Origin of the sequence: Asaia prunellae JCM 25354 (assembly GCF_000613885.1) — a bacterium.
GTDB lineage: Bacteria > Pseudomonadota > Alphaproteobacteria > Acetobacterales > Acetobacteraceae > Asaia > Asaia prunellae.
In genome coordinates this window covers 1-25,089 of record NZ_BAJV01000005.1, presented here as the reverse complement: position 1 = coordinate 25,089, position 25,089 = coordinate 1, and the positions used below count along the sequence as shown (strand labels likewise).

The following is a 25,089-nucleotide window of genomic DNA, read 5'->3' as shown; positions in this document are numbered from 1 at the left end:
TGAAGTCAGTCCGACTTCTGGACGATTAACGTCTTATTAATGGCATTAAGCATAATGTCAAGAATAGATGATGGCTCAATGCCACATATCAAATCACCACTTCATCGGCATGAGTTTGTAAAACAACATTTATGCGACATTTTATGTCTGCATCTCTACGATCCGTAGACGAGTGATCTGAATAAGTAATGGACGGCACAGACATGCTGATTTCATTTTCTTAATATTAATTCGGATTAATGAAACAATATAAACTGCCGTAAGGCATCTTCCTTTCGTACGAGAAGAGAGCGCATGAATTCATGAACGCCATCGTCGTAACTGCCCTAAGGCGGCCCTTGACCTTCGTCGTCTTTTCGATTCTGATTCTGATGTTTGGAATCATGTCGATCTTCAAGACACCGACCGACGTGTTTCCCGAAATCAAGGTGCCAGTCGTCTCGGTTATCTGGACTTATCCCGGCCTTCTGCCGAATGAGTTTGCCGGACGAATTACCTACAATTTCGAACTGGCTGTCACAACGACGGTCCAGAATATCGAGCACATGGAATCGAACTCCTATTACGGGCGTTCGATCGTCAATATCTACTTCCAACCCGGCACGCCCGTCGGCACGGCTGAAGCAGAAGTGACGGCCATTTCCCAGACGATTCTGCTCGGGCTGCCCCCCAAGGTTCCGGCCCCGATGATCGTGGCGCTCGATCCGTCACAGGTTCCCGTCATCGCCCTTCAGATCACATCCGAGAAACAGACGCCCTCTGATCTGTTCAAGCTCGGTGTCATTCGTGTGCGTCCTCTTCTTGCAACGGTACCCGGCGCTGTCGTGGCTCATCCTTATGGTGGCATGGACAGCTTCGTCATGGTTTCGCTCAACCAGGAACAGCTGCGCGCCCACCATCTTTCCGCCGCCGATGTTCAGGCCGCCCTCACCGCACAGAATATCGTGCTTCCGGCAGGCGACCAGAAGATCGATGCCATGGACTGGATGGTCCAGACCAATGCGGCGCCGGAATCGATGGAAGATATTGCCAGTATTCCGGTCAAGCGCGTCGGCAATGCCGTCATCTATATTCGTGACGTTGCCGACGTCTATCGTGGCGGCCATCCCCAGACGAATCTTGTTCTCGTCAAGGGTCGCCAGGCTGTCGAAATGATCACCCAGAAGGGCGGCACAGCTTCTACGCTTGATGTCGTCTCTGCCACCAAGGCCCTTTTGCCTCGACTCCGGGCCATCCTGCCGCCTGACGTCAAGGTCTCAATCCTTGCCGATGCTTCGGTAATGGTAAAAGAGCAGATCATGGATGTCGTTCATGAAATGATCACGGCGTCCATCCTGACCGGTATCGTTGTCCTGCTTTTTCTTGGCTCGTGGCGCTCAACCGTCATTATTGCCACCTCGATTCCCCTCGCCATTCTCTGCTCGATCATTGGTCTGGGATGGGCCGGGCAATCTATCAACATCATGACTCTGGGTGGTCTGGCTCTCGCCGTCGGGATCCTCGTCGATGACGCAACCGTCATGATCGAGAACATCGACACCCATCTTGAAATGGGCAAGGATCTTGAGCTTGCCATCATTGATGCTGCCAACCAGATCGTCATTCCGACCTTCGTCTCGACAACCTGCATCTGCATTGTCTGGCTGCCGCTCTTCGAACTCTCTGGCGTCGCGGGCTATCTCTTCATGCCCATGGCGCTCGCCATCATCTTCGCGATGATTGCCTCCTTTATCCTATCGCGTACTCTGGTACCGACCATGGCCAAGTTCCTTCTTGCCGGTCAGGTGCATCATGCTCACGGCCATGATGATCACGCCCCTGCACCGAAAGGCTTTTTTGGCCGCTTCCAGCGAGGATTCGAACATCGGTTCAACAATTTTCGTGAGGGCTACAATACCCTGCTCACGCGTTGCGTTGCCCGACGCGGGACCTTTGTCGGCATATTCCTGCTCATTTCCATCGCCTCGATGGGTCTTTACAGCATAGCTGGTCGCGACTTCTTCCCGGAGGTCAAATCCGGAGCGTTACAGATGCATATGCGCGCGCCTCTCGGCACACGCATCGAGGTCGCAGGTCGTATTGCTGCACTCGTGGATGACCGGATCAATCAGCTCCTGCCGGGCAAGATTGAAAATATCATCTCCAATTGCGGCCTGCCTGAAGGTCCACATAACCAGGCTTTCATTCCGACCCCGACCATTGGTACGCAGGATTGCGATCTCACCATTGCCCTCAAGGATGAAAAATCCCCCGTCTGGGATTATCGCGCCCTGCTCCGCAAGGACCTCTCGGCACGCTTCCCCGGCACAGTGTTCACCTTCCAGCCTGCCGATCTCACCGACAAGATTCTGAATTTCGGTTCGGCTGCACCTATCGACATCCAGCTTTCGGGCCCAAGCGTTGATGATAACTACAATTATGCAAAACATCTGATCGGCAAGATCCGTCAGATTCCAGGCACGGCTGACGTCGTTATCCAGCAGACCATGTCCACACCGACACTGATGGTGAACGGCAACCGTACATTCAGTCAGGCAACCGGTCTGAGCGAAAACGACCTTGCGACCAATGAACTCCTGACCCTTGCTGGTTCTGGTGTCGTCGATCCGCAATTCTGGCTCGATCCGGTCGATAATGTCACTTTCCCGCTGAACGTCTACACGTCGCAGGATCAGCTGACCCATCTGAACGATCTGCTTACGATACCGGTCGATAAAGGTGACGGTGACCCCAACGACCAGACGCAGCTTCTGGGCGCTATCGCCGATGTCGTACCCACCGGCACGCCGGGTGAAGTTTCACATTACAACTCGATGTCAGAAATCGATATCTACGTGAATGTTGAAGGCACTGATCTCGGTAACGTTCTTGATGCCGTAAACAACACGATTGCCAAAGACGCGCCCAACCTGCCACGCACGACCGCTGTCGATGTCCATGGTCAGGCTACAACGATGCACGGTGCGTATGTCCAGCTTGTTTTTGGTCTCTGCGTATCAGTGGTGCTGATCTATCTGCTGATCGTCGTGAATTTCCAGTCCTGGCTGGATCCGTTCATCATCATCACGGCTCTTCCCGGCGCGCTGGGCGGCATTGCCTGGGCCTTGTTCCTGACCGGTACCCGCTTGTCAGTCCCGGCTCTGACCGGCGCCATCATGTGCATGGGCACGGCAACTGCGAATTCGATTCTGGTCGTCTCGTTCGCCCGTGAGCGTCTTGAAGTGCATGGTGATGCCCTTCGTGCCGCAATCGAGGCCGGTTATGGCCGTATCCGACCAGTCATCATGACAGCACTCGCCATGATTGTCGGCATGATCCCGATGGCAACCTCAAATTCGACCAACGCGCCTCTGGGCCGCGCCGTTATCGGCGGATTGATTGTCGCCACCATCTCCACCCTGCTTTTCGTTCCCTGCGTCTACGCGATCCTGCACAACCGCCCTGCCCGCCAGAAGGAAATCGTCTAATGGCCACCTCCCCCAAGTTCATCGCCATTGCGGGAGGATGCGTCCTCGCGCTCTGGGTCGGCGCTCTTGTCGTCGGTCGCGTGCACCACACCCACGCACTCGCCACCGAGACAGCAGCGAATGCTATCCCGAACGTAGCCGTCCTCAACCCGATACAATCCCCCTCCAAGGTCGCGCTCACCCTGCCCGGCAATATCGATGCCTGGTATCAGGCCCCGATCTATCCGCAGGTCTCCGGCTATGTGAAAATGTGGTTCAAGGATTACGGCGCTCATGTGAAGGCTGGCGATGCACTGGCCGAAATCAACGCCCCGGCTCTGGATGCCCAGTACGCACAGGCACAGGCTGATCTGAATGCTGTTCTGGCAAAGTATCATCTTGCTGCCGTGACGGCAGAACGCTGGCGTGCCATGGGGAAATCCCAGTCAGTCTCTGGCCAGTCCGTATCGGTTTCGAATGCCAATGAGCAATCAGCCAGAGCGGAAGTCGATGCAGCCCAGCGCAATGTCGATCATTTCGCCGCACTTGAAAAATTCAAGACCATCGTTGCCCCCTTCGACGGAATCGTCACCGCACGTAGCATCAATGTGGGCGATTACGTTCACGACGGCGGCGGCAACCTTAACAGCACCGGCTCGGCATCCGAGCTTTTCACAGTTGCCGACGTCCACAAACTGCGCCTGTTCGTTTCTGTGCCGGAAGTTTTCTCGTACATTCTGCAGCCTGACATCACAGCGGATGTCAGTGTCCCTCAGTTCAAGGACAAGAAGTTTCATGCGAGCTTCCTCACCACGGCACGTGGCTATGATCCGAACACCCGGACAGTGACTTCGGAATTCACCATGGAAAATCCCGGTGAAACCCTGTGGCCCGGTACTTTTGCCTCGGTTCAACTCAAGGCTCACAACGAAACTGCGCATCTCTACGAAGTGCCGACTTCTGCGCTCGTCTTCCAGGAAAAGGGAATGCAGGTCGTCGTCGTGAATGACGACAATACGGTTCATTACAAGAAGGTCGTGGTTGGACGGATGGCCGATACCTCGACCGAAATCCAGGCCGGCATTTCGCCAAAGGATCGTATCATCGCCAACCCGCCAGCCGATCTGCTCGAAGGCGACAAGGTCAACGTCACCCAGCCAGAACGCGGCTACAACCAGTCCGGATTCGGGGCTTCGGAATGATCACACATCGCTTCAGAAAACTGGCTCTGGCCTGCGGCACGGTTCTGACAGCTTTTGGCCTGTCAGCCTGTGACCTCGCGCCAACCTACACCCCCCCCACTTTCGTCGTTCCAGCAAGCTGGCACGGTCAGGGACCGTTCGCCACGGCAACCCCGGCCGATACCACGCTCCCTACCGACTGGTGGAAGCTGCTGAATGATCCGCTGCTGAACGAGATGGAAGCCACGCTCACAAAAGCCAATCCGGATCTGCAGGCTGCTGCTGAACGCTTTATCCAGGCCCGTGCCTGGTGGTACAGGCCAGGTCTGAACTCCTTCCCCATCTTGCGATGGGTGCGGGGGCATTCGACAACAAACAGTCAGCTGATCGTCTTTTCCGCTACAAGGGCAATATCACCGAGACGGATGAAGAATATCACGGCCTCGCTTCCTGGGAGCCTGATTTCTGGTCGGCCATCCGGAACCATGTTCGCGCGCAAAAGCAATATGCGCAGCAGAAAGCAGCTGATTTTGCCATGTCACGCCTGAGTCTTCAGGCAGAGCTGGCCTCAGATTATGTCCAGCTACGCGGTTACGATGCACAGATCGCCATCTATAACCAGTCGATCGGATATTATCAGAAGGCCCTCCAGATCACCAGGAACCAGCTGGAAAATCAGGCGGCACCGCGTCTCGACGTGGCGCGCGCCCAGGCTCAGCTTTATTCCACACAGGCAGCCGAACTGGACGTGCAGGCCGCTCGCGAGGTGACCGAACACGCGATCGCAATTCTTACGAACGCCTCACCTTCCTCGTTTCACATTTCTCCCACACAGGTCATGGGTTTCAACCAGCCCAGCATCCCGGCGGGTATACCTTCTGAGCTCCTGCAACGTCGTCCGGATGTGGCGAGTGCAGAACGCGAGATGGCACAGGCCAATCGCGAGATCGGCATTGCCCGTGCAGCCTTCTACCCGCATGTTTCGCTCCAGGCAGGCGGCGGCTTCGCCCAGAACGGGTTTGATCTGGCCAATCTGGCCAATTCGCTCTGGTCGTATGGCGCATCCTTTGAGCTCCCGATTTTCGAAGGCGGACTGAGACGTGCCGAGTTGCAGCATGCCTGGTCAGCCTATCGTGAGACACGGGATAATTACCGCAGCAAGGTACTCGACTCCTTCCGTGAAGTCGAAGATGGTCTGTCACGTACCACACGTCTGGATCAGGAAAACCGTGCCTTGAAAAAGGCGGTTGATGCAACTCTGGCCACCCAGAACATGACCATGACCCTCTATCAAGGCGGTGTGGGTACCTATCTTGAGGCCATCTTTGCCCAGGTGCAGACGCTGGATACCCGCATCCATCAGATCGAAGTCGCGACCCGTCTCTATCAGGCCGATATCGGGCTTATCCGCGCCTTGGGCGGCGGCTGGAACGTCAGGCTTCTGCCCACAATGGATCAGACTCTTTCCATTACGCCATTGCAATATGACGACCTGCATCACCCTCAGCCCGTAGGTGGGGTTACGATTTCGCAGCATCCAGAGGCATTCGAAAACCTGTCTGGCCTCGCGCCAGCGGCACCAGCCGCCGCATCAGGCAAGACGCTGCGTCCGATTGAAGACCAGCACTGATAGAAGTTTACCATCATCTTTTTCTGCCATGGCGGCTCGTCATGGCAGAAAAAGACATATCAGACCGGTCAGGCCTGTGGGCTCGCTTTTATTCAGTACCCAAGCTCACGATTGACGGCTCTGGGAATTTGTCCCTGATCAAAGAAATTCTGGATATTTCTTGCCGCCAGTGCAGTCGCCGTTCCGATCTGGGTTGGCGCCGTAATATGCGGCAGCACAGTGACTTTCGGATGCCCCCAGAGCGGGTCCTGTTCTGAAAGCGGCTCGTGCTCAAATACATCAAGCACAGCATGACCCAAATGGTCACGGTCAAGCGCCCGTATAAGAGCCGCATGGTCAACGATTGGGCCACGGGCAAAATTGAGCAACGCGGCCCCTTTTCGCATCTGACCAAACCGCCAGTCATCAAGCAATCCACGTGTCTGTGGTGTCAGGGGCAGCAACACCACCACAATACTGCTGTTGCGCAAAATGGCTTCGAGACCGTGAGGTCCGTATTTCATCGGAATATCAGCCTTCGTCCAGGGGCTGCGGCTCCATCCCGTTACCGGGAAACCATTATTTTTGAGACGCTGGGCAGCTACCCTGCCAAGATTTCCCATACCCAGTATACCGACCGGACGATCCTGCGGAGACACAAGTGGAAGTTGCTCCCAGTGTTTCTCCCTCTGCTGACGATGATAGGCAGGCATGTCCCTGTGAATATAGAGAGTCCAGGCCAGAACAGCCTCAGCCATGGTCTGAGCCAGTTGAGGGTCGGTCATTCTGACAATCTTCAGGGAACTGGCAGACAGTTCATCAACGAGGCGATCAACACCAGCCCATAAACTCTGCACCCATTCAAGCATGGGAAGGTCGAGCAGATTTGTCGGGTCAGGGTTGGCCACTACCGCCATACGCGCGGTCCGGCGTTCCCCATCGGTCAGATCCTCGAAAGGCAATACCCTGATATTATTCAGAACAGCATTGATCGCGTTCAGGCTTTCCTGCCGCTCTCTCGGAGTGATCCGACCACAAAAAGGGACAACGATAGTCATGACGTTCGCACCTTTCGACGAGCCACTGCTGTGGCTTTCTTCTTTTTTTCCGGCATCTTGACGGAAGACGAAGGCAGAAGCGGCCCCAGGAACCTTCCTGTATGACTGCCGGCAGTTGCGGCTATCACTTCCGGCGGCCCCTCAGCCACGATCCTGCCTCCACCGTCTCCCCCTTCCGGGCCGATATCAATCAACCAGTCTGCTGTCTTGATCACATCAAGATTATGCTCGATGACCAGAACGGTATTTCCCTGATCGACAAGAGCATGCAGAACATCAAGCAACTTGCGCACATCCTCGGTGTGCAGACCTGTCGTCGGCTCATCGAGAATGTAAAGCGTGCGCCCGGTGGCACGCCGGGCCAGCTCCTTGGAAAGCTTTACACGTTGTGCCTCACCACCGGACAATGTCGTGGCTTGCTGGCCCAGCGTGACGTAACCAAGTCCTACCTGCTGCAGAATCGCCAGACGATCGCGTATACGCGGCACAGCATGGAAGAACGGTAACGCCTCATCTACTGTCATGGCCAGTACATCGGCAATCGACTTGCCGCGAAACTTCACATCAAGCGTTTCGCGGTTATAGCGCTGTCCCTTGCAGGTATCGCAGGTCACAAAGACATCGGGCAGGAAATGCATCTCGATCTTGAGAACACCATCTCCCTGACAGGCCTCGCAGCGCCCGCCTTTGACGTTGAACGAAAACCGCCCCGGTTTATAGCCGCGTGCCTTGGCCTCTGGCAGTTCGGCAAACCAGTCGCGTATTGGCGTGAACAGATCCGTATAGGTCGCCGGATTTGAACGCGGCGTACGACCGATCGGCGACTGGTCAATGTCGATGATCTTGTCGAGATGCTCTACGCCCTCAAGAGCACGATACGGCAAGGGCGACTGGTTCGCACCCATCAACTCACGCGAAAGCGCCTTGTAGAGCGTATCAACCACAAGCGTGGATTTCCCGCCCCCCGACACACCTGTTACCGCAACAAAACAACCGAGGGGTATACGTGCCGTCACATCGTGCAGGTTATTCCCTGTTGCCCCGATAACGCTCAGCATACGCTTTTCATCATAAGGCCGCCTCTTCTGCGGCACAGGCACCATCCGTCTGCCCGAAAGATAATCGCCTGTAATGCTATCCTTATTCTGCGCTACCTGATCCGGCGTACCTGACGCAACGACAGTCCCGCCGAGCGCACCCGCGCCCGGCCCCATATCGATCAGCCAGTCCGCCGCACGAATGGCATCTTCGTCATGTTCCACAACGATCACCGTATTGCCGAGCTTCTTCAGACGATCGAGTGTGCCAAGCAGCCGTTCATTATCGCGCTGATGCAGCCCGATTGACGGTTCATCCAGCACATAAAGCACCCCGGTCAGACCGGAACCGATCTGGCTCGCCAGACGAATGCGCTGGCTCTCACCTCCCGATAGCGTCGCGGAACCACGCGACAGTGTCAGATAATCCAGCCCGACATCATCGAGAAAGCGCAGACGGTCCAGAATTTCGCGCAGGATGCGTCGTGCAATCTCGGCACGCTGTGCCGTCAGCGAGGCCTCAACACTCCCAAACCAGTCCAGCGCCCGACGAATGGTCAGGTCAGATGCCTGGGCGATATTAAGCTGGTTCACCTTTACACAAAGCGCCTCGGGCTTGAGACGGGCACCATGGCAGGCATGGCATGGTACATAGGACTGATATCGCGACATTTCCTCGCGCACCCACATGCTGTCCGTCTCGGCCAGACGACGCTGGAGATTACGCATCACCCTTCGAAAGGCTTGGTCAGCTCATAGGCACGTTTGCCATCCTTGTAGGTAAACAGAATGGAATCCTCGCCCCCCTCGAGCAGGATTTTGCGAAAACCCTCACCCAGCTTGTGCCAGGGCGTCGTCATTTTCTCCCTGTAATGACGCGCCAGTGCCTCAAGCGTCTGCTCGTACCAGGGTGTTTTCGCATCACGCCAGGGAGCAATCGCTCCATCTGCCAGAGAGAGAGACTCATCCGGTACGATCATGCGCGGATCGAAATGTGTCTCTGTCCCGATACCGTCACAGACCGGACAGGCTCCCATGGGCGCATTGAACGAAAACAGACGCGGCTCGATTTCCTCAAGCGTAAAGCCACTCACAGGACAGGCGAATTTGGCCGAAAACACCATATGATCGACTGTCGTTTTTTCACCTTCACGCAGAACGGGTTCTGCATAGGCAACGCCGTCAGCCAGGCCCAGCGCTGTTTCAAAACTGTCTGCCAGACGGGTTTCAATGCCCTCCTTCACCACAACCCTGTCCACTACCACTTCGACTGTATGGCGCAGCTTGCGATTCAGATGCGGAGCCTCGGCAATCTCATAGGTCTCGCCATCGATTTTTACCCGCGTGAAACCCTTGCGCTGAAGTTCTGCCAGCTCCTTGCGATACTCGCCTTTCCTGTCGCGAATAACGGGGGCCAGCAGCATGAGGCGCGTTCCCTCAGGCAGGGCCATCACCCGGTCCACCATCTGACTGACCGTCTGCGCCTCGATAGGCAGGCCGGTCGCAGGCGAATAGGGTACGCCCGCACGTGCCCAGAGCAGACGCATGTAATCGTGAATCTCGGTGATCGTGCCTACCGTAGAGCGCGGATTTTTTGATGTGGTCTTCTGCTCGATCGAGATAGCCGGTGAAAGTCCTTCAATGGAATCCACATCCGGCTTGCCCATCAGTTCCAGAAACTGACGCGCATAGGCCGAGAGGCTTTCGACATAGCGCCTCTGCCCTTCGGCATAGATCGTGTCAAAAGCCAGAGACGACTTGCCCGAACCGGAGAGGCCCGTAATGACCGTCAGCTGGTCCCTGGGAATATCGGCATCGATATTCTTCAGATTGTGGACGCGGGCACCGCGCACACGGATGGACTGGTTGTACGGCAGGTCAGACATCAGCACCACGCGAGGAAGGATTGGAAAGGGGGAGTCGAAAACGAGAACGTATCGGGACCCATGTAGGATTGCCGCTCACAGGATTAAAGTAGAGCCCCATTCCGTCACAGGCGTGACGGCGGCGTTCTGCTGGGTTAAGATGGGGAATATTTTCAGGATGTAGGGTCGGTTGCCATGGCAGGAAGTGTGAACAAGGTCATTCTCGTGGGTAATCTGGGGCGCGACCCGGAAACACGAAATGCCCAGTCTGGCGCCAAGATCGTCAACCTGACCATCGCCACTTCTGAGAGCTGGAATGACCGTGCTTCGGGCGAGCGCAAGGAGCGCACCGAGTGGCATCGCGTGGTGATCTTCAACGAGCGTCTGGCCGATGTCGCCGAACGTTTTCTGCGCAAGGGCCGCAAGGTTTATGTCGAGGGCCAGCTCCAGACCCGCAAGTGGACCGACCAGTCCGGCCAGGAGCGCTACACAACCGAGATCGTTCTCGACCGTTTCCGTGGCGAGCTTACTCTCCTCGACAACAACCGCGAAGGCGAGTCCGGTGGTGGCATGGGCGGCGGTTACGAAAGTGGTCCGTCACGTTCCTATAGCGGCGGCAATGCCCCGGCACGCAGTGGCGGCGGGATGAACCAGCAGCCTGCGCGTACCAATGGCGGCAATAATGGCGGTGGCTGGGATGCTCCGGGTGGCGACCTGGACGACGAGATCCCGTTCTGATCACACACACCCGACTTTTTAGCCCCGCCCTCCAAGACAACAAGACGGACCTGCCTTGACTGACCTGACGCCGCCTGCCGCCCCGACTGACCAGATCCCGGTGACCATTGAGGAGGAAATGCGCTCCTCCTATCTCGCCTATGCCATGTCGGTCATTGTGTCGCGTGCGCTGCCGGATGTGCGTGACGGTCTCAAACCGGTCCATCGCCGCATTCTCTACGCCATGCGCGAGAGCGGCTTTACTTCCGACAAGCCGTATCGCAAATCGGCCCGTGCGGTCGGTGACGTCATGGGTAAATACCATCCCCATGGTGACAGCTCGATCTATGACGCCATGGTGCGTATGGCCCAGTCCTGGTCCATGCGCGTCCGTCTCATCGACGGTCAGGGCAATTTCGGCTCGGTCGATGGCGATAGCCCGGCCGCCATGCGTTACACCGAAGCACGCCTGGCCAAATCGGCGTCCTTCCTGCTCGATGATATCGATCGCGACACGGTTGATTTCCAGCCGAACTATGATGAAAGCGAAAGCGAACCGAAGGTTCTGCCTGCCGCTTTCCCCAATCTTCTGGTCAATGGTGCTTCCGGCATCGCGGTCGGTATGGCGACCAACATCCCGACCCATAACCCCGGCGAGGTTATCGACGCGACACTCGCCCTGATCGAGAACCCCGAGGCCACGCTTGATGATCTGATGAAGATCATCCCCGGTCCTGATTTCCCGACGGGTGGCATCATCATGGGCCGCCGTGGCATCCGCCAGGCCTTTGAGACGGGTCGCGGCTCGGTTCCCATGAGGCACGTGCCGAGATCGAGGATATCCGCAAGGATCGTCAGGCAATCATCGTCACCGAAATTCCCTACCAGGTGAACAAGGCGACGTTGCAGGAGAAGATTGCCGATCTCGTCCGCGCCAAGGAAATCGAAGGTATCTCCGATATTCGTGACGAGAGCGACCGCTCCGGCATGCGTATCGTCATCGAGCTCAAGCGCGACGCAACCCCCGAAGTCGTGCTGAACCAGCTTTATCGCTTTACCCAGCTTCAGACTTCGTTCAGCGTCAACTGCCTTGCCCTTGATGATGGCAAGCCCCGCACGATGGGTCTCAAGGACGTTCTGGAAGCCTTCATCCGCTTCCGTGAAGACGTCATCCTGCGTCGCTCGCGCTTCGACCTGAACAAGGTACGTGATCGCGGTCATCTGCTCGTCGGCCTCGTCATTGCTGTAGCCAATATTGATGAGGTCATCGCGCTTATCCGCAGCGCCCCCGATGCCGCGACCGCACGTGAGTCGCTCATGGCTCGCGCATGGAATGCCGAAGACGTGCAACCGCTCATCGAGCTGATCCATGACGAGGGCAATGTCATCATTGATGGCAAGGTCCATCTGACCGAAGTTCAGGCCCGTGGCATTCTGGAACTGCGTCTGCAGCGCCTGACCGGTCTGGAGCGTGACAAGATCCAGGGCGAGCTGAGCGAAGTCGCCACCAAGATCAACGAACTGCTCGAGATCATTGGCAGCCACGTCCGGCGCATGGAAGTCATGCGTCATGAGCTGCTTCTGGCCCGCGCCGAAATCGCCACCCCGCGCATGACCGAAATCTCGGACGCGCTGGGCGACCAGTCGGATGAAAGCCTGATCGAGCCCGGTCAGATGGTCGTCACCATCACACGGGACGGCTTCATCAAGCGCACGCCGCTTGAGATCTTCCGCGCCCAGAACCGTGGCGGTCGCGGGAGAACCGCAGCGGGACGTCGGGGTGACGACGTCATCGTCAACAGCTTCAACGCCCATACCCATCAATGGGTCATGTTCTTCTCCTCAGGCGGCAAGGCCTATCGCGAGAAGGTCTGGCGCCTGCCGGAAGCCTCTCCGACCGCCAAGGGCCGCGCCCTGGTCAACCTCCTGCCCGATCTGGGCACGGATTCAATCACGGCCATCCTCGCTCTCCCGCAGGAAGAGGAACAGTGGGAAGATCTGCACCTCGTCTTCGCGACGGCGAGCGGCAACGTCCGACGCAACCGCCTGAGCGACTTCAGGAACATCCGCGCTTCCGGCCTGATCGCCATGAAGCTCGATGAAGGTGACAGCCTTGTGGGTGTCGCCACCTGCCGTGAAGGTCAGGATGTCTTTCTGGCCACGCGCAAGGCACGCTCCATCCGCTTCCAGATCACCGATGACACGCTGCGCGTCTTTGCCGGGCGCGACAGCTCGGGTGTCCGCGGCATCCGCCTTGCGACAGGGGATGAAGTCAATTCACTCTGCATCCTTAACCATGTCGATGCCAGCGTCGAGGAACGTTCTGCCTATCTGCGCGCCGCCAACGCCAGACGCCGCGCCGAAGCGGCTGCCAACGCAGCCGGCGCAGAAGAGGAAATCGAAGAGATTGCTTCTGACGATACCGATGAGGCTGTCGACGCCGGTGACCTGACACAGGAGCGCTTCGACGAGCTCGCCGCCCAGGAAGAAATCCTGCTTACCGTCACCGATGCCGGCTTTGGTCGTCGCTCTTCGGCTTATGAATATCGTGTCAGCGGTCGTGGCGGCCAGGGCATCGCCAATATGACCCTGACCAACCCGAAACGTGGTCGCGAAGTCGTTGCCACCCTGCCCACGATCGATGGCACTGATGTCATGATGGTAACTGATGTGGGCCGCCTCATCCGCGTCCCTGTCTCGCAGGTGCGCGTCATGGCCCGTCAGGCCAGCGGTGTCACCCTGTTCCGTGTCGGCGCAGAAGAGCGTGTGACCAGCATCTTCCCGGTCGCCGAGTCCGAAGGGACCGAAGCGGACGACGCCGAGACCTCGCTGGAGGAATCGGACGCCGTTGCTTCAGGTGCCACTGCCCCGGATGGGCATGATGCCGCAGCCACGCAATCCACGACCTCTGCTGAGGCAAAACCGGATGACAGTGCACACTGATTTCTCCCGGAACAGCGAACGTGTCGGGTTCTACCCCGGCACGTTCGATCCGTTCACCCTTGGCCATCTTGATATCGCAAGACGGGCGCTGGCGGTGGTTGACCGGCTTGTGATCGGTGTAGCCCTCAATCCCGGCAAGGCACCGCGTCTGACCAGCGAGGAACGCTGCGCTGCCATTACCGAGACTTTCACTGCCGCGAGCATTGAGAAGATCGCTGTCGCTCCGTTTAAAGCTCTCATGGTTGAGGCGGCCCGCGCGCATGGCGCTCAGTTCGTCATCCGGGGGCTACGCTCGGAATCTGATCTGGCCAGCGAGATGACAATGGCTGCCGTCAATCGCCGCCTTGCCCCCGAACTTGAGACCCTTTTTTTCACCGCACGTGAGGAGCATCGCCTGATCTCTTCCAGCCTCGTGCGTGAACTTCTGGCTTATGGAGCGATATACGCCCCTATCTGCCGGAGAATATCGCCCGGCGTCTCTTGCCCAATGCATCAGAGAGGCCGACATAGGCCGCGTAGCCTCTCCAGGCTCCGCAAACACAAGGATAGAAGTTTATGTCCGAGACCAATAACCGCCTCGTCATGAAGCTCAAGACCGGGGATGTCGTGATCGAGCTGCGTCCTGATCTCGCTCCGCTTGCCGCTGAGCGCCTGCGCACCCTCTCCGAGCAGGGCTTTTATGATGGCGTCAAGTTTCATCGCGTCATTGAAGGCTTCATGGCACAGGGTGGCGACCCGACCGGCACCGGTTCGGGCGGAAGTGACCTGCCCGATCTGAAGGCAGAATTCACACGTGAAGCCAAGTTCGAACGCGGCACGCTGGGTATGGCTCGCACGATGAACCCGAACTCGGCCAACAGCCAGTTCTTCATCATGTTCCAGCCCACCCCCTCGCTCGATGGCCAGTACACCATCGCAGGACAGGTCGTATCCGGCATGGAGCATATTGACCAGATCAAGCGCGGTGCCGGCTCATCGGGCATGGTGAAGGATCCCGACACCATCATCTCCATGCGCTCCGAAGCCTGATCCTTCGGCAAGGAACAAAAAGCAGCATGAAAACCGACTGAACCCGATTCAGTCGGTTGACGGGCTCTGGCGCATATTGTAGCCAGACGCCTGACGTGAACCGGTAGCTCAGCCGGTAGAGCATTCGACTTTTAATCGAATGGTCGTGGGTTCGAGTCCCACCCGGTTCACCACTCTCCTGTAAAAATCGAACCGACATGTTCTGCTTGTATCTGACCTGCGTTGCCAGCTTGGTATTGTTAGGTTCTAAAAGTTTCGATGCCGGAACATTCTCTCGAAAAGCTTACACTGAATTTCGGCTTCTCTGATCTTCAGCGCATAATTTCAAGACTCTCAGCATAAATCCCAACAATATTCGGTGAACAGACCAGATACTTCTGGCGCTTTCATGCCGATGGACCACGATACAGATCCCATACGGTATCATCCTTAGAGTAAAACAGTCACTTTCGTCCTCATATCGCTCGTATTCACAGACCGGTTCGCGACGATTTTTTTATCGCCGCTCAGGTCGAGGGCACAGTGTTTGCTATTATCTCGATTTATCCTGACGCCATTTGCAAAGAGCAGTGCCATGACACGATCGTGCGAAAGTTTTCTCCGTCGGATCTCTGATCAGCGTCTCCACTCACGAAGCAAACTCACACCGAAGCGTCTCGGCCTGCTCGTCTTCTTCAATCTCGCGATTGTCACCGGCAATCCGATCATCGCACCCTCTGCTCATGCAGACAGTGGATCGAGCCCGGTCCATTTCTTTGAGTTCGATCTCCTCACCGTGGACACAGAGGGCCATCCGGCCCTTTCAGTCAGTGACAGTCATGGCGTGCTTGACGCCATGTTAGCCGGAGATACGGGGAAATTACTTACAATCAGAAAGGTTCTTGAGCAGAACCCCGGCCCTGAACCGGCTTTTGATATCATGCGTCTTGCCTTGTGTGACGCCGCGATTGCAAGAACAAAGGGCGACATAGAACGCTCCTCCCGGATTATTCGCCAAGCACTACAGACAGCGCAACCGTGGAGTAACCCGGCTCACAGCGTCAATCCCTTCAACTTTATGCTGATGACTCTACTTTCGGGAAATTTTCTTCTCGAAGGAAATCCACCCATCTGGGCTGCTGAGAGAACCTATCTTGAGCAGAACCTCTTCGCTCCCATCCGGGCACATTACGAGAAACCCAGCCTGGACTTCAGTGATGTGGAACAACTCCGGCTCACGGCTCTTCCCGACGCATTACCCCCCCTCACGACAGAAGGTCCTCGCCTCGATCACGTGTCGTTCAATCCTTTCGCGACGATCATCGATAATTCCACAGTGACAACAGCAGCGGCGAAAATTGATGTCGACGGGAGTATTGCCCCTGCCATCATCAACACAGGAACCGTACTGGGCGCCGTCCCCGCTTCGCTCCAGCGCCAGCATCATTGGTCACAGATCGGCACCTTTACTGAATATGGCCCCAGCACGAAGCCACCCAGAATAGTCAAGATTGTCCGTGTCCCCAGTCTTACGCTGGGACATACCACGTTCCGTAACCAGATGATGATGGTGATCCAGAGCGATTTTGCTGTGATCGGGCTTCAGACACTCGGCATTCTGCGGCATGTCATCATGAATGAACACGAGATGACCTTTGGACCGGACGTTCCGTTTACATGTCGCCGACACACATCCCAGCTCTCCAGCATCTCGGGATTCAAGGCAGGCTTGCTATTACCGGTCACGTATGAGGGAAAGCGCAGCATGGCGATCATGAATACCGGTGAAAATTATCCGGAGCCGCTCGTCATCGATGTAGCCCGACTGTCCAACGCTCTCTCCGGATCAAGAAAGGAGCAGAAAATCGAAACTGCGACAGGGAACGAGCAGGAAAAGGGTGTCAAGCACACCACAACGCTCCTCATTGATGGCCATCTTGCTCATGGCGCGATCCGCTACAGGATCGGCAAGGCCGATCAGCTTCCAACTCTGACGATGTCCGCCCTTGAAGGTCGAACGCTCGCCTTCGACCTCCGCGCCGGTATCGCCTGCCTGGACTGACGCCGCTCCTACTCGGGCGGCAAGGGCGAACAAGCAACCCCGGTGGCCCTCCCGAGCACGATCAGACGCCGTGCAGCTACGGCACCTCCTGCCACATCACCGGCAATATGCGTCAGAAGCGGGCTGCTCAAAACCGCATGGGCCGCCGTATTGACCGCAGCCTCGGTGACCGCCGTGGCCGTAGCCGACAAAGCGGTCCGCCTTAGGAGGCCCAGCGTCGCCAACAAGCCCGGCCGTACCCCGTAGAGTGTTGCAATCTGTCGGATCAGACGTACTGCACGCCATGTGATCAAAACAACGACGAGCGCAGGCGCCGGTGTTGCCGCCATGCCTGCCACGACCTGGACGGCCGCCCTCCGGCTGAACGCATCGGCCTGAGCCCGGAGCCTACTCTCTACCCCCGTACGCAACAGAGACAGCACCGCATCAGGATCGTTCAGCGCATCGAGTGCCGGACGGAGCGCCTCTCCATTATCGACTTCGGCAAGCCAGCGCCGCGCAGCATGAACCCGGGTGGCCGCATCGGTCGAGACAAGATCACGTCGTATCGCGTCCACGGCGCGCAATCGCGCAAGCCCAAGCAATTCACGACCAATACCCGTCAGTACCAATCCAAAACCGAGAACCGCAATACCCAGGGTCAACCAGCCTAGCCAGGCTGAACGCGCAAACTCGGCCGCAACGAAGTTCGCCGTTGCAAGTCCGGCAAACCCCAGCGCCAAAACCACAAAGCCCGACAACACCAACGTCGACGTTCGCAGACCGAGCGGCCGACGAACCGGCATGAGCTGCGATGGCGGCTCAAGATCGAGACGAGGCGCATAATCCGCCTCTTTTTCGATACGCGGCTGTATCAGCAGTTTGTCACCCGTCACAGCAGGTCCTCCAGCAGAAACCCCAGCAGGGCATCGAGACCGATATTCGGGATACCTCCCTTTCCGTCGGAGCGTATTCGTGCCGGTTCGAAAGTCGGCAATGCCAGAAAAGGATGCGTCCAGAAGGCCTGATCCGGCGGCGTATCTGGCACCTCGCCGGGATAGGAGCGCGTCATGCTGTCATCACCCAACCGTCGCCCACGCACCGCCGATACGGGGTGACCGTCCAGTGACCAGACAAAATCCTCCGTGCATCGTGCGGCGGCCACCGCAAAAGCCGCCCGCTGGGCATTCCCCACCATTGTCGGTTGATCTGTTCCGGTGCGGGTCAGCACATCCATCAAGCGCCTGAGATTACCGCGCTGCCGTTCAGCAACATGGTCGGCCTTGCTGGCAACATAAGCCACACGGCAGATCGTGCGGGACGGCAGACGGCCTTGGGCCAGAGCGCCGAGGGTCTGAAGCCAGGAGCCTTGCCAGCGCAGGGAAGAGGCTGCCGCAGATAGAGCGTCGCGGGCATCCTCAAAAGCCACACTCCCTTTATGCAAGGCACCAAGGAGGTCCGCCAGAACCACCAGACGGTCAATCTGACCGAATAACGGCGCAACAAGCCCCGTACGCACCGATGCGCGATAGGCTTCATAGCGCTGCTTCAGCAAATCGCATAACCCGGCACGACTATCCATCGGGAAAAACGCTATCCATGGCGGCTGTGAGCCGGGGCCGGGCATCAGAAAACGTCCGGGTTGCAGCCACGAAAGACCGTGTTCGATCCGAAGGCTCACCAACGCGCGGACAAATAAATCATGACCGCTTTGCGCCAGCGCATCGGATGCCGCGATCGAAACCGGCAGAGCATCGACGAACTGCAGAAACGCCCGGACGGCATCCGTGTCAGGACCTGCGCGCAGACGTGCCAGTTTTGCCTGCGACCAGACGTCGAAAGTCTGGGTCAGCATTGGCAGATCGAGCAGCCATTCTCCTGGATAATCGAGAAACTCCAGTCTTATCTTGCGTGCCGGCAAGCCGGGTCGACCAACTTCCAGATCGAGCGCAAGCAAGGCGGTCGCATCTGTACGATCGGGCCAGCGTGGCGGGTCTGCTGCAAGAGCCGCCATATCGCAGCAAACGGAAAACGCGGCAGCGAGCTTGCCCCTGCTTCCGCCAGACGCGCACGCCTGATCCGGCCACCGAGGGCACCCGGTGTCAGCACGGTCGCCGCCAGTGCCGTCAGCAGCACCGTCTTGCCTGCGCGGGCAAGGCCCGTGACACCAATCCGCGCCACGCGCGGACGCCACCAGTCCAGAGGGTTGCGTTTCAGTTCGCTCAACTGTCCCGGCAAGTCAAACCAGTTCTGCGGGGCCTCTCCAGCCTCAACGCGGGGAGTACAGGGTCGTGGGGTAGATCGCTCGCCATGCCTATACTTCCCGGAAAGCCGTTGATCGGGGTCACAATGTGTGACTGTAAACCGAGCATGGCAAGCATCAACGCAGCGTTCGGCGGAACACATCAAGCCGTGCGTGGCTGCCCGACCTCATAAATACGCAAGTTCCGATCCCTGAGCTTGGACCCAAGCCAGGAAGCACGCCACTCGGCAATATGTGCTGACAGAAAATGGCGGTCGAGCGCGGTTTGATCTCTTCATAACGCTGTAACGTGGATTGGATCATGATCGAAAACGTCTTCGACGTAACAGTATTCAGGACCCCCTCACGTTCAGGGACTCTTCATTAGTCAGGGCCTTTTCTTGCCACTCTCCATTGGACGGCACGACGCATCCGTCCTCCGCAAGCTGTCAAGAATGCGGATCTGAGCGCGAAGGTCGCGGCAACGCAGATAATGTCGCGTCCCTTCGACCAGAAGCCAGAGTAGAAAGAACGCCGGAAAAAAGAGCGTCACGAGCGCACTCATATCGCTGTCAGTCATACAGTAGCTCTCGTTACCTCGAAGCTTGCAGCTGAACCGGCGCTGCGTTGATGGCAGCGGATATCTCTTTTGAGCGTCCACGCCAAAACACAGGCTTTTTTCACGGCAGGACAGATCCGCGAGGAAGGCTTAATCCGCCATACTGGTGAAGAGGTCATGCGACATTCCCATCGATAATGATGGCATAAAGTTGGAATTCATAACTTTCTTGCAAACTGGGAGTCGACCATGCTCTTCAGGCAGGCGACGACGGGGAGGTCAGCCAAGCTCGCGCAACCGCCGCCTTATTTTAACGCCGTCTTTAGGGATTACCCGCCGACACGACACAGGTCAGTCTGACAACGGTGCCTCTCAGATCGGCAGTTCGAGATCTGCCTTCACTTCTTCCATCACTGTGTAGGTATGCGTCTGGCGAACACCCGGCAGGCGGGTGAGCGTCTTGCCCAGAAAAACGCGATAAGCATTCATATCGCGCACGCGCGCCTTCACCAGATAATCGAAGCCTCCCGCCACCATGTAGCACTCGCTTACCTGTGGTATGGAGCGAACGGCCTTGGCAAAAGAGTCAAAGATATCAGCACTGGTTCGGTCAAGCGTGACCTGCACGAAGACGAGCAGCCCCAGATTGACCGTTTCCGGATCAAGGCGGGCCATGTAGCTTCTGATGACCTTGGCCTGTTCAAGCTTGCGCACCCGCTCCAGCGTCGCAGCCGGGCTCAGATTGACGAATCTCGACAGCTCGACATTGGTGATGCGTCCATCCTTTTGCAAAATCCTGAGAATCCTGCGGTCGATTTCATCAAGCGTCATTCCCTGACCTGAAGATAATTCATCCAGACTCCGATATGCCGAATAATCAATCCTGTAGCCATAATTTTTCCATAGCTCATTTGGTCAAAGCCCCCTTAATGAAACATAAACAACCAGCTAATGACATGGGCTCGCATGAACGCTTCCTTCTCTGCCTTCCGCTCGATCGCCCCCGAACGATCCCCTTTGCGTCAGACGATCACCAACCATACACGCGCAGCAGAAGCAGAGCGGGTTGCGATACTGTCCGGTGAGGCCAATCTCACCCCGGAGCAGAACGCAAAATCCCGCGAAACGGCGCGCCAGCTGGTCGAAGCCCTGCGTCGCAATGGCACACCCGGCCTGGTTCAGGGGCTGATCCAGGAATACGACCTGTCATCCCAGGAGGGCGTAGCCCTGATGTGCCTCGCCGAGGCTCTCTTGCGTATTCCCGATACCGCCACACGCGATGCACTTATCCGTGACAAGATCTCAACAGGCAACTGGCACGGCCATATCAGCAAAAACACACCGCTCTTCGTCAACGCCGCTACCTGGGGGCTGATCGTCTCGGGTGGTTTTCTCACCACCACACAGACAAACCGTCTGCCGAAAACGCTTGATACCCTGCTCAAGCGTTGTGGTGAACCGGTCATCCGTCGTGGTGTGGATATGGCCATGCGCCTGATGGGCGAACAGTTTGTCACTGGCCAGACCATCGACGAGGCTCTCAAAAACGGACGCAAGCTCGAGGAGAGAGGGTTCCGCTACTCCTACGACATGCTCGGCGAAGCCGCGATGACTGCGGAAGATGCCGAGCGTTATTACCGGGACTATGAAAACGCCATCCATGCCATAGGCAAGGCTGCCAATCGGCTGGGCGTTTATCGCGGTCCAGGAATCTCCATCAAGCTTTCGGCCCTTCACCCGCGTTATGCCCGTCTGCAGCGTGACCGCGTCATGGCCGAGCTTCTCCCTCGTGTCGTCGCTCTGGCCAAACTCGCCTGCTCCTATGATATCGGTTTCAATATCGACGCAGAAGAAGCCGATCGTCTCGAACTTTCCCTCGATCTGCTTGAAGCCCTCTGCTTCAACGAGGCTCTGAAAGAGTGGAAAGGAATAGGCTTCGTCGTTCAGGCCTATCAGAAACGCGCGCCTTTCGTTCTGGACTGGATCATTGACCTTGCGCGGCGCAGCCAGCACCGCATCATGGTCCGGCTGGTCAAGGGTGCCTACTGGGACAGCGAGATCAAACGGGCCCAGACCGACGGGCAAAGCGATTTTCCGGTCTATACACGCAAGCTCCATACAGACATTGCCTATATTGCCTGCGCGAAAAAACTACTCGATGCACCAGACGCGGTCTTCCCGCAATTCGCCACACATAACGCCCAGACCCTCGCCAGCATCTACGCCTATGCCGGCCCCGAATTCTCCACCGAAAAATACGAATTCCAGTGCCTGCATGGCATGGGTGAAGGGCTTTACAATGAGGTTGTCGGCCCGAAAAAGCTCGATCGTCCGGTGCGTATTTACGCTCCCGTTGGCACACATGAGACCCTGCTGGCCTATCTCGTGCGGCGTCTGCTTGAAAACGGTGCCAACTCCTCTTTCATCAACCGTATCCAGGATGAATCGATCTCGGTCGATGAGTTGATCACTGATCCTGTCACTCTGGCTCAGCGCGAGGCTCCCGGCTACGCCATCCCTCTTCCTCCCGCGCTTTATGCTCCGGAGCGACGCAATTCGATGGGATTGGATCTCAGCGACGAAGATACATTGCGGCACTTGGGCAAGGCTTTCCTGACCCCTTCCTCCTCAGCATATCATGCGCAGGGAGAAAGCATTACCAACCCGGCTGATACGAGCGATATCGTCGGCCATATCGTATTTCTCTCCCCTGAAGAAATCGATACTGCCATTGCCCGCGCCGCTGAAGCATTTCCGGCCTGGTCGGATACAACACCTGACCAGCGTGCCCTGTTACTCGAAAAAGCGGCCGATGCTCTCGAGTCCGAAACAGCCAGCCTGATGGCGCTGATCATCCGTGAAGCCGGGAAAACCCTGACCAACGCCGTAGCCGAGATTCGTGAGGCGGTCGATTTCCTGCGTTATTATGCTGTGCGTATCCGCGAGCAGGGTGACTCTGTCCGACCTCTTGGGCCGGTTACCTGTATCAGTCCGTGGAATTTTCCCCTCGCCATTTTCCTTGGTCAGGTCTCCGCAGCTCTTGCCGCCGGAAACACGGTCCTTGCCAAACCGGCTGAGGAAACCCCGCTGATCGCTCGTGAAGCTGTACGTATCCTGCATGACGCAGGCATTCCCGAAGAGGTCGTCCAGCTTGTTCCCGGTGACGGAAAGGCCGGAGCACAGCTTGTGGGGGATCCGCGCATCACGGCGGTCCTGTTCACAGGCTCGACCGATGTTGCCCGCCTTATCCAGAAACAGCTTGCCGGTCGTCTCAACAGTGACGGCACCCCGGTTCCGTTTATCGCAGAGACTGGCGGCCAGAATGCCCTGATTGTTGACAGCTCTGCCCTGACCGAGCAGGTCGTTCTCGATGTTCTTGCATCGGCTTTCGATAGCGCAGGTCAGCGTTGCAGCGCCCTTCGTCTCCTCTGCATCCAGGAAGACAGCGCCGATCGCGTTCTGACCATGCTAAAGGGTGCCATGCAGGAACTGCGTACCGGCACGCCCGAACGTCCGGATACGGATGTCGGTCCGGTCATCACCGCGGAAGCCCGGGATATGATGCAGGCACATGTCGATACCTTGGCGGCGCAGGGGCATCGCGTGTTCCAGACAGAACTTTCCTCCGAGGCAGCTTCAGGAACTTTCTTTCCGCCTACCCTGATCGAAATCCGCTCGGTTTCTGATCTGAAGAAAGAAGTATTTGGCCCTGTGCTGCATGTGGTGCGCTATAAACGCGACGCTGTTGACGACATCATGGCCGCTATCAATGCCACAGGTTACGCTCTGACTTTTGGCGTTCATTCCCGGATCGACGAGACGATCGAGACCCTGAAGGCCCAGAGCCATGCCGGGAACGTCTATATCAACCGTAATCTCGTCGGCGCTGTAGTCGGTGTGCAACCCTTCGGGGGCCATGGTCTGTCAGGCACCGGCCCCAAAGCAGGCGGACCGCTCTATCTGCGACGACTGTTGAGCCGCAAGATACAGCTTGATGAGACGCTTTCCCATCCGGTTACGCCGACTTCCAGGCTTTTTGCTGATTGGATAGCGACTGCCCTGCCCGGAATCACGGCAAAGCCCTATGACAAAACGCCGCTTGGTACGTCGCTTTCTCTTACCGGACCGGTAGGAGAAACCAATCTTTATACGCTGTCACCCAGAGGTACCGTTCTCTGTGCCGGGCCAAGCCTTGAGGATCTCTGCGCTCAGATACTGGCCGCCAGTGCAACCGGCAATCGCTGCGCCATACCGCGCGATCTCCTGGACACCTTGCCGGAACGTCCTCCGGGGCTTGGAAAGCATATTGTCGAAGCCAGAACAGGAACAGCGATAGACGTTGCTCTGGCCAACGGAGACGCAGTCTTCCGTACATCACTTGGCGCGGAGCTGGCTTCACGCGATGGGCAGATTGTGGGAGTGCATGTCCCGGATTCCGACGGACGTTATCCGCTCGAATTTCTTGTTCTGGAATATGCCTGCAGCACCAATACCACAGCAGCAGGCGGCAATGCCGCCTTGATGGCCAAGGTCTGATCGTTTCCCGGCCAGAGCCTGAAGCTCTGGCCGGGTTTCAGGCAAGTTCAGCAATAAGGCTCGCCACACGTTCCGGATAGATAACCTCAGCATCATGCGGCAAGGTTTCTGAACGGTAGTGCCAGCCATTCTGCTCGCGCGCATAAGCCGACTGGGTTCAATCGATGCCAGGGCAGGATTTTCATAAGCAATATAGGTTACAGGTAGTCCTGCCCCGGCAGGTTTACTCAAGCGCACCGGTGTCTGATAGGTACCGACCGGGTGTGGCCGCAAATGTGATACAAACCACTCCTTACGGGCTCCCTCGGGAAAAGTAATGGCTGCAAGGGGTGGAACCGGGAATGCAATATCTGCCCCGCTCGCCCTTACGCGCTCCCTTCGGATTTGCGCCATAGCAGGAGGCAAGATATCGAAACCTGTCTTGCCATCAAGACCAACAAGTGCATCGAGATAAAGCATGTGACGGACGCGAGAAGTAAGCCGATCTGCAACGCAGGTCACGACCAATCCCCCGTAGGAATGCCCGACAAGAAGAACGTTCTGAAGATCACACATCTCGATCGTGGCAATAATATCTTCAATATGAGTCTCGAGAGTGATCTCACGTGAGAGCAGATGCGCCCGATCGCCTGTCCCTGTCAGGGTTGGTGTGACAACCTCGAATCCCCTTGCGGTCAGGAGAGGTGTGACATAACGCCAAACCCAGCTACCGCCATGCAGCCCATGAACCAACACAATAGGCGATCGCATTGGCGCCTCCTGTAACAGTCGAAGCAGCTCCCGGCATAATGGCCAGAAGGTCCAAGACCGTTATTGTGTCATCATGCCAGGCTTTTTAACAAGGGAT

General features: G+C 57.2%; 10 protein-coding genes, 1 tRNA gene and 5 pseudogenes. 10 read left to right on the top strand and 6 right to left on the bottom strand.

The genetic code is table 11. From position 1 onward, the window contains the following. Positions 1 to 302 precede the first annotated feature (302 nt). The 3 genes and pseudogenes from JCM25354_RS05095 to JCM25354_RS16825 all read left to right on the top strand — a co-directional run bounded on the left by JCM25354_RS05095 (position 303) and on the right by JCM25354_RS16825 (position 6,257). Positions 303 to 3,467, top strand: coding sequence for an efflux RND transporter permease subunit (locus JCM25354_RS05095; protein ID WP_025885212.1), 3,165 nt, complete (start codon positions 303 to 305; stop codon positions 3,465 to 3,467). Then, entirely contained in the window at positions 3,467 to 4,648 is a 1,182-nt protein-coding gene (locus tag JCM25354_RS05090) for an efflux RND transporter periplasmic adaptor subunit (protein WP_025885211.1), read from the top strand. Before JCM25354_RS05095 ends, JCM25354_RS05090 begins: the two co-directional genes overlap by 1 nt. Then, a pseudogene (locus JCM25354_RS16825) lies at positions 4,645 to 6,257 on the top strand (efflux transporter outer membrane subunit). The gene JCM25354_RS05090 and the pseudogene JCM25354_RS16825 overlap by 4 nt, the downstream one beginning before the upstream one ends. Before the next feature lie 92 nt (positions 6,258 to 6,349). On the opposite strand, the gene JCM25354_RS05080 reads toward JCM25354_RS16825, so the two are convergent. Together JCM25354_RS05080 and uvrA are read right to left on the bottom strand one after the other, a co-directional pair. Further along, positions 6,350 to 7,294, bottom strand: a complete 945-nt coding sequence (locus JCM25354_RS05080; RefSeq protein ID WP_025885210.1) for a 2-hydroxyacid dehydrogenase — start codon at positions 7,292 to 7,294, stop codon at positions 6,350 to 6,352. Further along, a pseudogene (uvrA, locus tag JCM25354_RS16820) lies at positions 7,291 to 10,217 on the bottom strand (excinuclease ABC subunit UvrA). Before uvrA ends, JCM25354_RS05080 begins: the two are co-directional and overlap by 4 nt. Before the next feature lie 174 nt (positions 10,218 to 10,391). On the opposite strand from uvrA, the gene ssb reads away from it, so the two are divergent. The 6 genes and pseudogenes from ssb to JCM25354_RS05040 all read left to right on the top strand — a co-directional run bounded on the left by ssb (position 10,392) and on the right by JCM25354_RS05040 (position 16,926). Beyond that, complete coding sequence (gene ssb, locus JCM25354_RS05070; RefSeq protein ID WP_025885209.1) at positions 10,392 to 10,934, top strand: single-stranded DNA-binding protein; 543 nt, start codon at positions 10,392 to 10,394, stop codon at positions 10,932 to 10,934. Positions 10,935 to 11,052: 118 nt separating this feature from the next. Next, positions 11,053 to 13,856, top strand: a pseudogene (gene gyrA / locus JCM25354_RS16815) (DNA gyrase subunit A). Beyond that, the gene (gene coaD / locus JCM25354_RS16810; RefSeq protein ID WP_051537234.1) at positions 13,840 to 14,442 is read left to right on the top strand and encodes a pantetheine-phosphate adenylyltransferase; all 603 of its coding nucleotides are present in this window, start codon (positions 13,840 to 13,842) and stop codon (positions 14,440 to 14,442) included. The pseudogene gyrA and the gene coaD overlap by 17 nt, the downstream one beginning before the upstream one ends. Further along, on the top strand, positions 14,412 to 14,885 hold the full coding sequence (locus JCM25354_RS05055) for a peptidylprolyl isomerase (RefSeq protein ID WP_025885208.1): 474 nt from the start codon (positions 14,412 to 14,414) through the stop codon (positions 14,883 to 14,885). The genes coaD and JCM25354_RS05055 overlap by 31 nt, the downstream gene beginning before the upstream one ends. Positions 14,886 to 14,982: 97 nt before the next feature. After that, positions 14,983 to 15,058, top strand: a tRNA-Lys gene (locus JCM25354_RS05050). 401 nt (positions 15,059 to 15,459) lie between these two features. Continuing rightward, on the top strand, positions 15,460 to 16,926 hold the full coding sequence (locus tag JCM25354_RS05040; RefSeq protein WP_025885207.1) for a hypothetical protein: 1,467 nt from the start codon (positions 15,460 to 15,462) through the stop codon (positions 16,924 to 16,926). A gap of 8 nt (positions 16,927 to 16,934) precedes the next feature. Here the strand turns inward: JCM25354_RS05040 and JCM25354_RS05035 are convergent, their stop codons facing one another. The 3 genes and pseudogenes from JCM25354_RS05035 to JCM25354_RS05020 all read right to left on the bottom strand — a co-directional run bounded on the left by JCM25354_RS05035 (position 16,935) and on the right by JCM25354_RS05020 (position 20,537). Next, positions 16,935 to 17,801 (bottom strand): DUF697 domain-containing protein, encoded by an 867-nt coding sequence (locus JCM25354_RS05035; RefSeq protein WP_025885206.1) that lies wholly within the window; start codon positions 17,799 to 17,801, stop codon positions 16,935 to 16,937. Then, a pseudogene (locus tag JCM25354_RS05030) lies at positions 17,798 to 19,311 on the bottom strand (YcjX family protein). The gene JCM25354_RS05035 and the pseudogene JCM25354_RS05030 overlap by 4 nt, the downstream one beginning before the upstream one ends. 767 nt (positions 19,312 to 20,078) lie before the next feature. Then, positions 20,079 to 20,537: an Lrp/AsnC ligand binding domain-containing protein gene (locus JCM25354_RS05020; RefSeq protein ID WP_025885203.1), complete on the bottom strand. Its 459-nt coding sequence runs from the start codon at positions 20,535 to 20,537 to the stop codon at positions 20,079 to 20,081. Positions 20,538 to 20,672: 135 nt separating this feature from the next. Between JCM25354_RS05020 and putA the strand changes: the two genes are divergently transcribed. Continuing rightward, a complete protein-coding gene (putA, locus tag JCM25354_RS05015) occupies positions 20,673 to 24,242 on the top strand; it encodes a bifunctional proline dehydrogenase/L-glutamate gamma-semialdehyde dehydrogenase PutA (RefSeq protein ID WP_025885202.1) in 3,570 nt (1,189 codons plus the stop codon). Between the two features lie 168 nt (positions 24,243 to 24,410). Here the strand turns inward: putA and JCM25354_RS22220 are convergent. Then, positions 24,411 to 24,992: pseudogene (locus JCM25354_RS22220) on the bottom strand (alpha/beta fold hydrolase); the annotation flags it as partial. Positions 24,993 to 25,089 lie beyond the last annotated feature (97 nt).